The organism is Nocardioides caldifontis, from assembly GCF_008087345.1.
GTDB classification, from domain to species: Bacteria; Actinomycetota; Actinomycetes; order Propionibacteriales; family Nocardioidaceae; genus Marmoricola_A; species Marmoricola_A caldifontis.
Genome location: NZ_VHIB01000008.1, coordinates 173,216 through 187,629 on the forward strand (window position 1 = coordinate 173,216; position 14,414 = coordinate 187,629).

Below are 14,414 nucleotides of genomic sequence, written 5' to 3' on the forward strand. Positions count from 1 at the left end.
ACCCGTATCCTCGCCCCCATGCTGAGACCTCCCGTCGCCAAGCGGGTGCCGAAGGAACGGGTCCACCACGGCGACGTGTTCGTCGACGAGTACGAGTGGCTGCGCGACAAGGAGTCGCCCGACACCCTCGCCTACCTCGAGGCGGAGAACGAGTACACCCGGGAACGCACCGCGCACCTCGCGCCCCTGCGCGAGACCCTCTTCGAGGAGATCCGCAGCCGCACCAAGGAGACCGACCTGTCGGTGCCGGTCCGGATCCGCGGCCACTGGTACTACAGCCGCACGAAGGAGGGGAAGCAGTACGGCACCTCCTGCCGTCGCCCCGTCACCGACCCCGACCAGTGGCTGCCGCCGACCGACGGCGACGAGGGGCCCGTCGAGGGCGAGGAGGTGCTCCTCGACGTCAACGAGCTCGCCGAGGGCCACGAGTTCTTCTCCCTGGGCGCGAGCTCGGTGAGCCCGGACGGGACGCTGCTCGCCTTCAGCACCGACACGACCGGTGACGAGCGGTTCCTGCTGCAGGTCAAGGACCTCACCACCGGCGAGCTCCTCCCCGACCAGGTCCCCGGCACGTCGTACGGCGCCACCTGGTCGCTCGACGGGAAGCACCTCTTCTACACCACCCACGACGACGCCTGGCGCAACGACAAGATCTGGCGGCACCGCCTCGGCACCGACCCGTCAGAGGACGTCGTGGTCCACCACGAGACCGACGAGCGGTTCTGGGTCTCGGTCGGCCGCACTCGCAGCAACCGGTTCATCGTGGTCGCCAGCGGCAGCAAGACGACGACGGAGTACCTCCTCCTCGACGCCGACGACCCGACGGGGAAGCCCCGCGTCGTGGCGCCCCGGCGGCCCGGCGTCGAGTACAGCGTCGAGCACGCGGTCATCGGCGGCGAGGACGTCCTGCTGGTGCTCCACAACGACGGCGCGGAGAACTTCGAGCTCGCCGTCGCCCCCGTCGACGCGACGAGCCACGAGCAGTGGCAGCCGCTGCTCCCCCACGACCCGGCCGTGCGGCTCGAGGACGTGGACGCCTTCGCGACCCACCTGGTGGTCTCCCAGCGCAGCGACGGGCTCACCCAGCTGCGGCTGCTCCGCCTCGGGGACGACGGCATCGCCTCCGACGAGCTGGTGGAGATGGAGCACCCGCTCTACACCGTCGGGCCGGCCGGGAACCCCGAGTTCGACCAGCCGGTCCTGCGGTTCGCCCACACCACGATGGCCACCCCGCCGGCGGTCCACCAGCTCGACCTGCGCACCGGGGAGCGCACGGTGCTGAAGCAGACCCCGGTGCTCGGCGACTTCGACCCGTCGAGGTACGAGCAGCACCGCGCCTGGGCGACCGCCGACGACGGCACCCGGGTGCCGATGTCGATCGTCGTGCCCGCCGGCGCCCCGCGCGACGGCTCGATGCCGTTCCTGCTCTACGGGTACGGCGCCTACGAGACCTCGATCGACCCGTACTTCACGATCTCCCGGCTCTCCCTGCTCGACCGCGGCATGGGGTTCGCGATCGCCCACGTGCGAGGTGGCGGCGAGCTCGGCCGGCGGTGGTACGACGAGGGCAAGATGCTCCACAAGCGCAACACGTTCACCGATTTCATCGCGTGCGCACGCCATCTGGCCGCCGACGGGTGGACGGCTCCCGACCGGCTCGTCGCGGAGGGCGGCAGCGCGGGCGGGCTGCTGATGGGCGCTGTGGCGAACCTCGCTCCGGAGGCCTTCGTCGGCATCGTCGCCGACGTGCCGTTCGTGGACGCGCTCACGACGATCCTCGACCCGTCGCTGCCGCTGACCGTCGGCGAGTGGGAGGAGTGGGGCAACCCGCTCGAGGACCCGGAGGTCTACGCCTACATGAAGTCCTACACGCCGTACGAGAACGTCGAGGCCAAGCGCTACCCGGCGATCCTCGCGGAGACCTCGCTCCACGACACCCGGGTCTTCTACGTCGAGCCGGCGAAGTGGGTGGCGCGGCTGCGGGCCACCGCCGAGAACGGCGACGACGTGCTGCTGAAGACGGAGATGGCCGCCGGCCACGGAGGGGTCAGCGGCCGTTACAACGCGTGGCGCGACCGGGCGTTCAGCTACGCGTGGGTGCTCGACCGCGTGGGGCTCGCCTGAGAGTTCCCTGAAACCTTCCCCGCACCGCAACTTCGCAGGGTTGCCGGTCGTCCGAACTGGTGACTGAGAACGGGAATCCGACGCCACTCGGAGGCGTTGTGAAGGATGCGTGAGACGCACGTTTTGGCGCATCCGCACAGGGAAAGGGATGGGACGTGGCAGCTACTACTTCGCACCAGCGCGAGATCGAGGGACGCGACAGCGTCGGTCTGTACCTCGACGAGATCGCGCGCACTCCGCTGCTCGACGCCATCACCGAGGTCGAGCTGGCGAAGACGATCGAGGCCGGGCTCTTCGCCGAGCACCTGCTTGCCACCGGCCGCGTCGGCCGCCGCAAGGGTGGTGCCCCCAAGCGTGCCACCCAGGAGGAGCTCGAGTGGATCGCTGAGGAGGGCCGTCGGGCCGTCCAGCAGTTCATCACCGCGAACCTCCGGCTCGTCGTCTCCATCGCCCGGAAGTACGGCCGCAGCCAGATGCCGATGCTCGACCTGGTCCAGGAGGGCAACACCGGCCTGATCCGGGCGGTCGAGAAGTTCGACTACACCAAGGGGTTCAAGTTCTCGACGTACGCCACCTGGTGGGTGCGTCAGGCGATCACCCGCGGCATCGCCCAGCAGGCCCGTGTCGTCCGGCTCCCCGTCCACGTGGTCGAGGAGATCAACCAGGTCAACGCCGCCCGGCGCACGCTCGAGCGGCAGCTCGGCCACGACCCGGAGCCGGAGGAGATCGCCACCGAGCTCGGGATGGACCTCGACCGCGTCATCGACCTGATGACCTGGAGCCGGGAGCACGTCAGCCTCGACACCCCGGTGGACGAGGACGGCGACACCTCTCTCGGCGACCTGATCGCCCAGGAGACCGCCCCGGGCCCCGACGCGAACTTCATCGACGTCGAGTCCCGTGACCGGCTCAGCCACCTCGTCGAGCGGCTCGACGAGCGCGCGGCCGACATCATCCGGGCGCGCTACGGCCTCGTCGACGGGCGGGTCCACAAGCTGGCCGACATCGGCGCGAAGCACGGCATCTCCGCCGAGCGGGTCCGCCAGCTCGAGCGGGAGGCGCTGCAGAAGCTCCGCACGCTCGCCGACCCGGACATCGCCGCCTGACCTCGGCACCGAGCAGCCGCTGGCCTCACCCCTCCCGGGGTGGGGCCAGCTTCGCGTAGAGAGCCGTCACCTGGGCGCGCAGCTCCTCGAGCGTGCCGCTGTTGTCGATGACGTGGGTGGCGATCGCCCGCCGCTGCTCGCGGGTGGCCTGGGCCGCCATCCGCGCCCGGGCCTCCTCCTCCGTCCAACCGCGGCGCTCCACCATCCGCTGCACCTGCAGCTCCTCGGGAGCGTCCACGACGAGCACCGCGTCGAAGGTGCCGGCCCGACCCGACTCCGCGAGCAACGGAAGGTCGTGGACCACCACCGCACCCTCGGGGGCCTCGGTCTCCAGCCGGCGGACCTCCTCGTAGACCAGCGGGTGGACGATCGCCTCGAGCCGCTTGCGGGCCTCCTCGTCGGAGAAGACGATCCGCGCCATCGCCGGCCGGTCGAGCTCGCCGTGGGCGGTCAGGACGGCGTCGCCGAACTCCTCGACGACCGCGTCGAGCCCCGGCGTCCCCTTCGCGACCACCTCACGGGCCAGCTGGTCGCCGTCGATCACGACCGCGCCGAGCTCCCGGAGCACCGCCGAGACGGCGCTCTTCCCCGACGCGATCCCGCCCGTGAGTCCTACTCGCACGCGCCCGAGTATGACCGACGGGCGGCCACCCCTGAGGGTGACCGCCCGTCGTGAGCGCGCTCCGGTGGAGTCAGTGGGTCACTGACCGCCGGTGAGCTTGTCGCGCAGCGCCTGGAGCGCCTCGTCGCTGGCGAGCGAGCCGCCCTCCTGCGCCGGGGCCTCGGAGGAGTACGACGTGGCCTCGCCGGCCTCCGCGTCGGCCTTCCGCGCCTCCTGCTGCTGCTTGACGTGGGCCTCCCAGCGGGCGTGGGCCTCGGCGTACTGCTTCTCCCAGGCCTCCCGCTGCTCCTCGTAGCCCTCGAGCCACTCGCCCGTCTCCGGGTCGAACCCCTCGGGGTAGATGTAGTTGCCCTGCTCGTCGTAGGTCGCCGACATGCCGTAGAGCGTCGGGTCGAACTCCTCGACGTCCGCCGCGGTGGCGGTCTCGTTGGCCTGCTTCAGCGACAGCGAGATCCGGCGACGCTCGAGGTCGATGTCGATGATCTTGACCATGACCTCGTCGTTGACCTGGACGACCTGCTCCGGGATCTCGACGTGGCGCTCGGCGAGCTCGGAGATGTGGACGAGCCCCTCGATGCCCTCCTCGACCCGGACGAACGAGCCGAACGGCACCAGCTTGGTGACCTTGCCCGGCACGATCTGGCCGATCTGGTGGGTCCGCGCGAAGTGCTGCCACGGATCCTCCTGCGTCGCCTTCAGCGACAGGGAGACCCGCTCGCGGTCCATGTCCACGTCGAGGACCTCGACGGTGACCTCGTCACCGACGGTGACGACCTCGCTCGGGTGGTCGATGTGCTTCCACGACAGCTCGGAGACGTGCACCAGGCCGTCGACGCCGCCGAGGTCCACGAACGCACCGAAGTTGACGATCGAGGAGACGACACCCTTGCGGATCTGGCCGCGCTGCAGCTGGGTGAGGAAGCCCTGCCGGACCTCGCTCTGGGTCTGCTCGAGCCACGCCCGGCGGGACAGGACCACGTTGTTGCGGTTCTTGTCGAGCTCGATGATCTTCGCCTCGAGCTCCTTGCCGACGTAGGGCTGGAGGTCGCGCACGCGCCGCATCTCGACCAGCGAGGCCGGGAGGAAGCCGCGGAGGCCGATGTCGAGGATGAGGCCGCCCTTGACGACCTCGATGACGGTGCCGGTGACGACGCCGTCCTCCTCCTTGACCTTCTCGATCGTGCCCCAGGCGCGCTCGTACTGCGCGCGCTTCTTGGACAGGATCAGCCGGCCCTCCTTGTCCTCCTTCTGGAGGACCAGGGCCTCGACCTGGTCACCGACCTCGACGACCTCGGCGGGGTCGACGTCGTGCTTGATCGAGAGCTCGCGGCTCGGGATGACACCCTCGGTCTTGTAGCCGATGTCGAGCAGGACCTCGTCCCGGTCGACCTTCACGATGGTGCCTTCGACGATGTCGCCGTCGTTGAAGTACTTGATGGTCTCGTCGATGGCGGCGAGGAAGTCCTCTTCCGAGCCGATGTCGTTGACCGCGACCTGCGGCAGCTGGCTGGCCGGAAGAGTGGGAGTGCTCGTCATAAGGAGTAGGGAACCTTCGGGTGGGTCTCGTCGTTCGGGCGCACGCGAAGTCCGGTTTCACTACCTGAGGTTTCCTCGACCCGACGGGGCCGTTCACGAGTAGCGAGCGGGAGCCACCTCTGTCCGTAGCCCGGCAGACTCCACACGCACCCGCCAGTCTACGTGCTGCCCTCCGGTGGAGTCCAACCCGCCGCCGCGCCCCCTCCTCCCCCCGGACACCGGAGCCCCCGGGTCGCACCTTGGGGTACAACCCAGGAGTGACCACCACGCCCGACAGCGTCCACCCCGTGCGGCGCGACGTCTCCGAGGACGACTCGCGGCGGGCCAACCGCGGCGACTGGGACCTCTACGCCGACGAGTACCAGCAGATGCACGGGGAGTTCCTCGGCGACGTCGGGTTCGTCTGGGGCCCCGAGGGGCACCAGGAGGCCCAGCTCCAGGTGCTCGGCGACCCAGCCCAGCACGTCGGGAGACAGGTGCTCGAGCTCGGCAGCGGCGCCGGCCAGTGCGCCCGGTGGCTGCGCAGCCAGGGCGCGCTCGCCTACGGCCTCGACCTCTCCGAGCGGCAGCTGCAGCACTCCCGGCGGATCGACGAGGCGACCGGCATCACGGTCCCCTCCGTCTGCGCCACGGCGACCGCAATCCCGTTCGCCGACGGGGTGTTCGACATCGTCTTCTCGTCGTTCGGCGCGCTGCAGTTCGTCGCCGAGGCGCAGCCGATGGTCGACGAGGTCGCCCGGGTGCTCCGCCGCGGGGGCACCTTCGCCTTCTCGGTCACCCACCCGGTGCGCTGGTCCATGCCCGACGACGCCGGCCCCGAGGGGCTCCGGATCACCAGCAGCTACTGGGACCGGACGCCGTACGTCGAGGAGGACGACGACGGGACCCCGAGGTACGTCGAGCACCACCGCACCCTGGGCGACTGGGTGGCCCACCTGCACCGGTCCGGGTTCGCCCTCCGGGCCCTCCACGAGCCGCAGTGGCCCGAGGGGCTGGACCGGGTGTGGGGCGGGTGGGGGCCGCTGCGCGGCAGGCTCGTCCCCGGGACGGCGATCTTCGTCGCCGACCTGGTGCTCTGACTGCGCGTTCCCAAGGCCGACGGACGGGGCGCCGGCGAGTGGCACGCCCCATCCACGTGCCGTGGGCCCGCTGCTCCTGTCAGAGCAGCCGACGACGCAGCGCGAACACCCCGGCTCCTGCTGCCATGATCGCGAGCCCTGCAATGCCACGGGCGACGTTGCGGCCGCCCTCGCCGTCCTCGCCCTGGATCTCGAAGCTGTATGCCGCCAGTCCCAACGCGCCCTCCGGCGCGCCGACGACCATCTTGCTCTCGCGGGCTCGCTCCGCGCCGGCTTCGAGAGCGGCGTACATCGCGCCGTACTCCTGCGCCGTGGCCTCTCCTGCATCCACGAGCTTCGAGGTGCCCTCGTCGGAGAGCCGCTGCGCGCCGTCCCGGAGCTGGGGAGCGCCGTCAGCCGCCTCACCCACACCGTTGGCCAACAGCTCGGAACCGTCGGCCGCGCCGACCAGGCCTTCTGCGAGATCACCCGCGCCGTCAGCCAGCTGACCTGAGCCGTCGTACGCCTCGGCAGTCCCGTCGGCCAGCTCACCCGCGCCGTCGGCGAGGTCCCCGGCCCCGTCCGACAGCTCGCCGGAGCCCTCCGCCAGCGTTCCAGCGCCATCAGCGAGGTCCCCAGCCCCGTCGGCGATCTCACCCAGCCCGGCGGCCAGCTCCCCGCTGCCGGTGACAGCGTCGCCCGCACCGCTGTTGAGCTGCAGGACCCCGTCGACGGCCGAGGCGAGTCCGACGCCGAGCTGGTCGAGCCCAGCACGGACGTCCTGCACCCCGCCCCGCAGCAGTTGCGCGCCGCCGAGCAGCCGGGTGCTGCCCGCCTTCGCATCGGTCAGCCCCGCCTGGATTGCCAGGGCGCCCGCCATGATGCGGCCTGCCGGTTCGGTGAGCTCCGCGATGGCTCCTCCGAGGCCGTCGGAGACCTCGCCCAGCCCCTGGACCGCCGTTCCGAGCCCTCCGAGCTGGCCGAGCAGCCCCTCGACCTGCTGGGCGATGGTCAGCAGCGTCTGCTGACAAGTGGGGTCCGCGCTGCAGGCGGGGTTGCTGTTCGCCACGCCGCGGAGAGCGGTGACCAGCTCGCCGGCGCCGCCGGCCTGCTCGATCGCCGCCGCGAGGCCCTGGCGGACAGCGTCGACGCCGCCCTTGGCGCTCCCCAGACCGTCCCTCAGCGTGGTGAGGCCGGTGACCAGCTCGCCGGAACCAGCCGAAAGCTGCACCAAGCCTGCGTCGAGCTCGGTCAGCCCGCCGATGAGCGACTCGGGATCGCCTGCATCGCCGAAGCCTTCGAGGATCGTGTCGACACCGTCCTGGAGCTGGACCACCCCTTCCTGTGCTGCAGGCAGCCCTTCGACGCCGGCCAGCTGATCGAGTCCTTCACTGATCCTGCTCAGCCCTCTCGTGAGCTCACGGCCACCACGGGCTGCCTCTCGGGAACCGACCGAGAGCTGGCGGGAACCGCCGGCAACCTTCCCGGCGCCGTCCTCGACCTCCTCGGCGCCGTCGGCCACGCGCCGGGTACCGTCAGCGAGCCGACCGGCGCCGTGCTCGAGTCGACCGAGCCCCTGTCGGAGCTCCGCGGCGCCGTCCGAGAGCAGCCCGGCGCCGGGAACGGCGTCCTCGGTGAGCCCCTGCTTCAGCTGGTCGGCACCGTCGCGGAGCTGCAGGAGCCCGGCAAGCAGGTCCGCGGCCCCGTCACGGAGCTTGAGGAGGTTCTGGTCGATCTGCGTGGCGCCCTGGGTGAGTTCTGCCCCCGTGGCGGCACCAGCCTGGTAGGACTCGCCCGCAGAGGCGAAGGAGGGGGTGTCGAAGGGGTCGACGGGAAGGACCGAGATGGAGGTGTCCGGCACCAGCCCGTCGACGACCTCGGCGCTGTAGCCGAACGTCGCCGTGTCCGAGCCCACAGGGGCCAGCAACGTCATCGTGTAGCTGAGGCGCGTTCCGCCCTTGCCGTCCCCTGCCAGGTTGGCACCTGGGGCTTCCACGTCGCGGAAGCTGCCCGGCAGCTCGGTGGTGAGGCTACCGACAAGGGGCAGCATGACCTCAGCTTCCTGGCTGACGGTCCCTCCCTTGCCGTCCGGGAACGTGAGCGTCTGCATCTCCCGCGTCACGTTCCGGATCGTGTAGGTGACTTCGAGGTCGCCGGACGCACCCACGACGTCCTGAGGGTCGACCTCTTCGCCGTCCAACCGGTACTGGACAACCACCTCCAGCGGCAGGTCTCCCTCGTAGTCGCTCACCGACCGCAGGTTCTCCTCACCATCGACGGAGAGATTGACGACCTGCTCGTCGCCCTTCGTCTTGAATCCACCGAAACCGTCGAGGTTCCGCAACCCGTCGACGACGACGGGGTTCGTGAGGTCGACTGTGCCGTTGCCCGTCAACGCCACCTGCTCGTAGATCCGCGAGCTCCTCACGTCACCGGTGGCGTCCATGTACACCTGGACCGTCTCGGTGTTCACCACTTCGACGTCGCCGCCCGCGGCGAAGGCGGGATACGCGGTCAGGGCTGCGGCGATCGAGCTCACGGACGCCAGCGCGGCTGCCGGCGCCCACAGCCTCAGGGTCGTGTTCATCGGTTGGTCTCCAGGATCGAGTCGAGCGCGACGACGTCGTCGTCGCCGTCAGGGGGGTGGCGGTGACCCTTCGGCACGCGCGGCGGCGCCTCGGGCGCCGACCATGCGACCGCCAGCCACCCAAGACCGACGCTCAGTACGAGCGCGGTAGCGGTGCTGAGCGACGTGGACAGAACCTCCGGGGGTGCCTCGTCGTAAGTGCGTTCGTAGGCGCCGACGTAGGCGGCCACGCCGAAGAGCAGCATCCACAGCTGCATCCGACGGCGCGCCACCACGGTGATCCCGAGGCAGACCAGCACGATCGAGGCGGCCGCCACGGCGTGGCCGGCTGCGACGTCAGGAAGCAACGAGGCGCGGAGCACGTAGCCGACCCAGGCGACGCTGGCGCCGGCGAAGAGGCCGCTCAGCCGCGCCGCAGCACTGCCGACGGGTACGAGGGCAGCCACTGCACCCGTGCACGCCCCGAACAACACGACGGGCTCGACCTCGAGGTCGAGCCAGTCGCCCACCATGATGAGCAAGGCGACCGCGGCCGCCAAGCCCACACCCACCACAACGCGTGCGCGCACGTGTACGCACTCCTCCCGGCCCTCCGGCCCCGTGATCTGTCTCACGCCATCCCGGCGCGGAGGTCACAGTAGACGTTGTTACTGGGAAGTACGAATCCGATGCGGGCCGCGCGCCGGAAACGCTCGACGTGACGGCGCTCTCGACCGGAGAGGCTACGCACATGCGCACAAGGGACGGGACGTAGGTGCCCTCCCGCGACTGTCGTAGCGTTGCGCCCGTGCCAGGGTCCCGACAACTGCCGTCGTGGTTGGTGGGAACGGGGATCATCGCCGTCGCGATGGGCGTGATGAACGTCGCGACGTACGGCTTCACGATCATCGCTGCGCGCTACCTCGGTCCCCGGGAGTACGGCGCCCTCGCGGCGCTCATGGGGCTCCTCCTCGTGGTCAACGTCGTCTCCCTCGGGCTCCAGGCGACCGCGGCCCGCCGGGTCTCGGCCTCGCCGAACGACCAGGTGCACCGCATCGAGTCCGACATCCTCGCCGCCACCTACCGCTCCGCGGCCGCGCTGGGGCTCCTCTGCCTGGCGGCCTCGCCGGTGGTGACCCTCGTGCTGCGGCTCGACAGCTGGGTGCCCGCGGCGCTCATCGCCGTGACCGCCGTGCCGCTCACGATCATGGGCGGCCAGGCCGGGCTCCTCCAGGGCGAACGCCGCTGGCTCCCCCTGGCGGCCATCTACGTCGCCGTCGGGCTCGGCCGAGTGGTGATGGGGCTGGCCCTCCTGGTGCTCCTCGGCGGCGCCACCGGGGCGATGGTCGGCGTGGCGGTCGGCGCCTTCGCGCCGGTCGTCCTCGGCTTCTTCCTGCTGCGCCACCCGGCACGGCGCGACCGCACCGCCGCTCCCCAGCCGGGCAGCAGCCGCCGCGTGGTGCGCGAGCTGTTCCACAACTCGCTGGCGCTGCTGGCCTTCTTCGCGCTGTCGAACGCCGACGTCGTCATCGCCCGGATCACCCTCGACGAGCACGACGCCGGGCTCTACGCCGGCGGGCTGATCCTCGCCAAGGCGGTGCTCTTCCTGCCCCAGTTCGTCGTGGTCGTGGCGTTCCCGTCGATGTCGTCGGAGGCCAGCTCGCGCGCGATGACCCTGCGGGCCCTCGGCCTGGTGCTCGCCATCGGCGCGGTCGCCACCGCCGGCGCCTGGCTGCTCCAGGAGCTCGCCGTGCAGTTCATCGGCGGCCGGGAGTACGAGGAGCTCGCCTCCGACCTCTGGGCGTTCGCCGCCGTCGGCACGATCTGGGCGATGACCCAGCTGCTCGTCTACAACGTCGTCGCCCAGCAGGACCGCTGGCTCGTCGGCGTCGTCTGGGTCGGGCTCGCGGTGCTGGTCGCGCTCACCCTCGGCGCCGGGTCGCTGCACGGCCTGCTGGTGACGGTGGTCGCCGTGGAGGCGGTGCTGCTCGTCGTGCTGGTGCTGCTCACCCTGCGGCGGCAGCAGCAGCCCGCGGCCACCTGAGGCGTTGCTGCCGCGGACCGCGCCTAGTGCGCGGCCTCGTGCCAGCTCGCGCCGGTGCCCACCGACACGTCGAGGGGTACGGCGAGGTCGGCCGCACCGGCCATCTGCTGCCGGACCAGCACCTCGAGCGCCTCGACCTCTCCCGGCGCGACCTCGAACACCAGCTCGTCGTGGACCTGGAGGAGCATCCGGGAGGCCATGCCCGCCGCCCCCATCGCCTCACGCACCCGGAGCATGGCGACCTTGATGATGTCGGCCGCCGAGCCCTGGATCGGGGCGTTGAGCGCCATCCGCTCGGCCATCTCCCGACGCTGCCGGTTGTCGCTGGTGAGGTCGGGGAGGTAGCGCCGCCGGCCCAGGATGGTCTCGGTGAACCCGCTGCGCCGGGCCTCGTCGACGATCCCGCCGAGGTAGTCGCGGACCCCGCCGAAGGTCTGGAAGTACTCGTCCATCAGCCCGCGCGCCTCGGAGGGCTCGATCCGCAGCTGCTGCCCGAGCCCGTAGGCCGACAACCCGTAGGCAAGGCCGTAGTTCATCGCCTTGATCTTCGCCCGCATCGGCCCGGTGACCTCCTCGGCGGGGACGTCGAAGACCCGCGCCGCGGTCACCGAGTGGAAGTCCATGCCGGAGCGGAACGCCTCGATCAGCCCGGCGTCCTCGGACATGTGTGCCATGATCCGCATCTCGATCTGGCTGTAGTCGGCGGTCATCAGCGTCTCGTATCCCGGCCCGACGACGAACGCCTCGCGGATCCGGCGCCCCTCCTCGGTGCGGATCGGGATGTTCTGCAGGTTGGGGTCGGTGCTCGAGAGCCGCCCGGTCGCCGCGATCAGCTGGTTGAACGTGGTGTGGATGCGTCCGTCGGGCATGACCGTCTTCAGCAGCCCCTCGACCGTCTGCCGCAACCGGGCGACGTCGCGGTGGCGCAGCAGGTGGAGCAGGAACGGGTGCTCGGTCTTCTCGAACAGGCTCTGCAACGCGTCGGCGTCGGTGGTGTAGCCGGTCTTGGTCCGCTTCGTCTTCGGCATCCCGAGCTCGTCGAAGAGCACCACCTGCAGCTGCTTCGGCGACCCGAGGTTGATCTCCTTGCCGATGACCGCGTAGGCCTCCTCGGCGGCGTCCCGCACCCCGGCGGCGAACTCGCCCTCGAGCGCCTCGAGCCGCTCGACGTCGACCGCGATCCCCGTCTGCTCCATCTCGGTGAGCACCATGACCAGCGGCAGCTCCACGTCGGTGAGCAACGAGGTGCCGCCGCGGTCGGCGAGCTCCTCGTCGAGCGCCACCGCGAGGTCCAGGACCGCGCGCGCCTTCAGCATGGCGGTCTCTCCCGCCGTCGTGTCGCCGACGTCGTCGAGGGTCAGCTGGCCATCGTCCTCGGCCTCGGCCTTCAGCTCGCGCTTGAGGTAGCGCACCGTCAGGTCGGCGAGGTCGTAGGAGCGCTGGTCGGGGCGGGCCAGGTAGGCCGACAGCGCCGTGTCGCGGGCCAGTCCCTGGAGCCGCCATCCCCGCGCGGCGAGCGCGAGCATCGGCCCCTTCGCGTCGTGGAGCACCTTGTGGCGCGACTCGTCGGCGAACCAGGCCGCCAGGGCCGCGTCGTCCTCCGGGGTCACGGTCGTCGCGTCGAGCCACGCCGCCCCTGTCTCGGTGGCGAGCGCCAAGGCGTGGACGTCACCGCTGCCGGCACGCCAGCTGCCGTCGACCTGCACCCCGACCCAGTCGGCGCCGGTCTGGGCCTCGAGCCACCCCGCGACCTCGCCGGGGGCGAGCCGCACGGTCTCCATCGTGAACCCGCCGGCGTCGATGACCTCCTCCGACTCGAGCGTGGCGAAGAGCCGCTCGCGCAGCACCCGGAACTCCAGCGAGTCGAAGACGGTGTGCACCTCGTGGCGGTCCCAGGGCTGCACCGCGAGGTCCTGCGGCCGCAGCGGCAGCTCGAGGTCGCAGACCAGCGCGTTGAGCTGGCGGTTGCGCATCACGTCACCGAGGTGCTCGCGGAGGGCCTCCCCCTTCTTGCCGGTGATCTTGTCGGCGTTCGCGATCACGCCGTCGAGGTCGCCGTACTGCTTGAGCCACTTGGCGGCGAACCCTTGCCCGACCCCGGGGACGCCGGGAAGGTTGTCGGAGGTCTCGCCGACGATCGCGGCGAGCTCGGGGTACTGGTGGGGGGGCAGCCCGTAACGCTCCTCGACCGCGGCCGGGGTCATCCGCTTCATCTCCGAGACCCCGCGCATCGGGTAGATGATCGTCGTCCGGTCGTTCACGAGCTGGAACGAGTCGCGGTCGCCGGTGCAGATCAGGATTTCGAAGTCGTCCTCCATCGCCTGGGTGGCGAGGGTGCCGAGGACGTCGTCGGCCTCGAAGCCGGGCTTCTCGAGGAAGGGGATCCGGAGGGCGTTGAGCACCTCCTTGATCAACGGGATCTGGCCGGAGAACTCCGAAGGTGTCTTCGAGCGGTTGGCCTTGTACTCGACGTACTCCTCCGAGCGGAACGTCTGACGGGAGACGTCGAAGGCGACGGCGACGTGGGTCGGCTGCTCGTCGCGGAGCAGGTTGATCAGCATCGAGGTGAAGCCGTAGACCGCGTTGGTCGTCTGCCCCGTCGTCGTCGAGAAGTTCTCCGCGGGCAGCGCGAAGAACGCCCGGTAGGCCAGTGAGTGGCCGTCGAGCAGGAGCAGCCGGGGACGGCCGCTGGTGGTCGTGGCTGTCGTGGTCGCGGGCACGCGGCGACTCTAGTCGGCGCCGCCGACAGCCCGGTGGCCCGGCAGCCTCAGAGGACGACCTCGCCGCGGCGGCGGCGCTGGGAGCGGCGGGCGGCCACCACGTGGCCCACCATCCGGCCGTTGCGGCCGGACTGGCGCGCCGCGACCGGCGGCGCCGTCGGGAGCTTCGAGCGGACCGCGACGACGGTGGCGCCGCGGAGCACCGCGACCGAGGCGAGCCCGAGCCGGGCCAGGAACCGGTTGGCCTCGCGGTCGTTGGCGCCCGGCGCCGCGACGATCCCCTCGACGCCGCTCTGCTCCGCCCAGGCGACGGCGGCGTCGACGAGCGCCCGGCCGATCCCCTGCCGGGTCCGGCGGGTGTCGACCTGCAGGTGGCTCAGGTGCATCACGGGCTGCTCGGCGAGCGGCGAGACGGAGGCGATGCGGAGGTAGACGCACCCCGTCACCTCGCCGTCGGTCACCGCCACCACGATGCGGGCGCACGGGTCGTCCGCAGCGCGGGCGATCGCCCGGGCGGTCGTCACGTCGGGCTGCTCCACCCCGTCGGAACGGTGTGCCGTCAGCATCTCCGCCCACAGGAGCGCGAGCGCGCCGGCATCCCCTGCCACGGCGTCACGTACCTGCACCGGCACACGGGT

10 protein-coding genes are annotated in these 14,414 nt (G+C 71.1%); 4 read left to right on the plus strand and 6 right to left on the minus strand.

Features of this window, described 5'->3' with window-relative positions:
* Positions 1 to 18 precede the first annotated feature (18 nt).
* Together FIP57_RS15110 and FIP57_RS15115 are read left to right on the plus strand one after the other, a co-directional pair.
* Positions 19 to 2,124 carry a S9 family peptidase gene (locus FIP57_RS15110; protein WP_148574371.1) on the plus strand — a complete coding sequence of 702 codons (2,106 nt, stop codon included), beginning with the start codon at positions 19 to 21 and terminating at the stop codon, positions 2,122 to 2,124.
* Between the two features lie 155 nt (positions 2,125 to 2,279).
* Positions 2,280 to 3,230: a sigma-70 family RNA polymerase sigma factor gene (locus FIP57_RS15115; RefSeq protein WP_148574372.1), complete on the plus strand. Its 951-nt coding sequence runs from the start codon at positions 2,280 to 2,282 to the stop codon at positions 3,228 to 3,230.
* A 25-nt stretch (positions 3,231 to 3,255) separates the two neighbouring features.
* Here FIP57_RS15115 and coaE read toward each other — a convergent pair whose 3' ends face one another.
* Together coaE and rpsA are read right to left on the minus strand one after the other, a co-directional pair.
* Entirely contained in the window at positions 3,256 to 3,852 is a 597-nt protein-coding gene (coaE, locus tag FIP57_RS15120; RefSeq protein ID WP_148574373.1) for a dephospho-CoA kinase, read from the minus strand.
* 78 nt (positions 3,853 to 3,930) lie between these two features.
* Positions 3,931 to 5,388 carry a 30S ribosomal protein S1 gene (gene rpsA, locus FIP57_RS15125; protein ID WP_148574374.1) on the minus strand — a complete coding sequence of 486 codons (1,458 nt, stop codon included), beginning with the start codon at positions 5,386 to 5,388 and terminating at the stop codon, positions 3,931 to 3,933.
* A gap of 257 nt (positions 5,389 to 5,645) precedes the next feature.
* Between rpsA and FIP57_RS15130 the strand changes: the two genes are divergently transcribed.
* Positions 5,646 to 6,467, plus strand: coding sequence for a class I SAM-dependent methyltransferase (locus tag FIP57_RS15130; protein WP_238993497.1), 822 nt, complete (start codon positions 5,646 to 5,648; stop codon positions 6,465 to 6,467).
* 79 nt (positions 6,468 to 6,546) lie between these two features.
* On the opposite strand, the gene FIP57_RS15135 is transcribed toward FIP57_RS15130, so the two are convergent.
* Together FIP57_RS15135 and FIP57_RS15140 are read right to left on the minus strand one after the other, a co-directional pair.
* A complete protein-coding gene (locus tag FIP57_RS15135; protein WP_148574375.1) occupies positions 6,547 to 9,033 on the minus strand; it encodes a hypothetical protein in 2,487 nt (828 codons plus the stop codon).
* Positions 9,030 to 9,602: a hypothetical protein gene (locus FIP57_RS15140; RefSeq protein WP_148574376.1), complete on the minus strand. Its 573-nt coding sequence runs from the start codon at positions 9,600 to 9,602 to the stop codon at positions 9,030 to 9,032. The genes FIP57_RS15135 and FIP57_RS15140 overlap by 4 nt, the downstream gene beginning before the upstream one ends.
* Before the next feature lie 218 nt (positions 9,603 to 9,820).
* On the opposite strand from FIP57_RS15140, the gene FIP57_RS15145 reads away from it, so the two are divergent.
* On the plus strand, positions 9,821 to 11,056 hold the full coding sequence (locus tag FIP57_RS15145) for a lipopolysaccharide biosynthesis protein (RefSeq protein ID WP_238993498.1): 1,236 nt from the start codon (positions 9,821 to 9,823) through the stop codon (positions 11,054 to 11,056).
* Between the two features lie 23 nt (positions 11,057 to 11,079).
* Here the strand turns inward: FIP57_RS15145 and polA are convergent, their stop codons facing one another.
* Together polA and FIP57_RS15155 are read right to left on the minus strand one after the other, a co-directional pair.
* A complete protein-coding gene (polA, locus tag FIP57_RS15150; RefSeq protein WP_148574377.1) occupies positions 11,080 to 13,776 on the minus strand; it encodes a DNA polymerase I in 2,697 nt (898 codons plus the stop codon).
* 47 nt (positions 13,777 to 13,823) lie between these two features.
* The gene (locus FIP57_RS15155; RefSeq protein WP_238993545.1) at positions 13,824 to 14,408 is read right to left on the minus strand and encodes a GNAT family N-acetyltransferase; all 585 of its coding nucleotides are present in this window, start codon (positions 14,406 to 14,408) and stop codon (positions 13,824 to 13,826) included.
* Positions 14,409 to 14,414 lie beyond the last annotated feature (6 nt).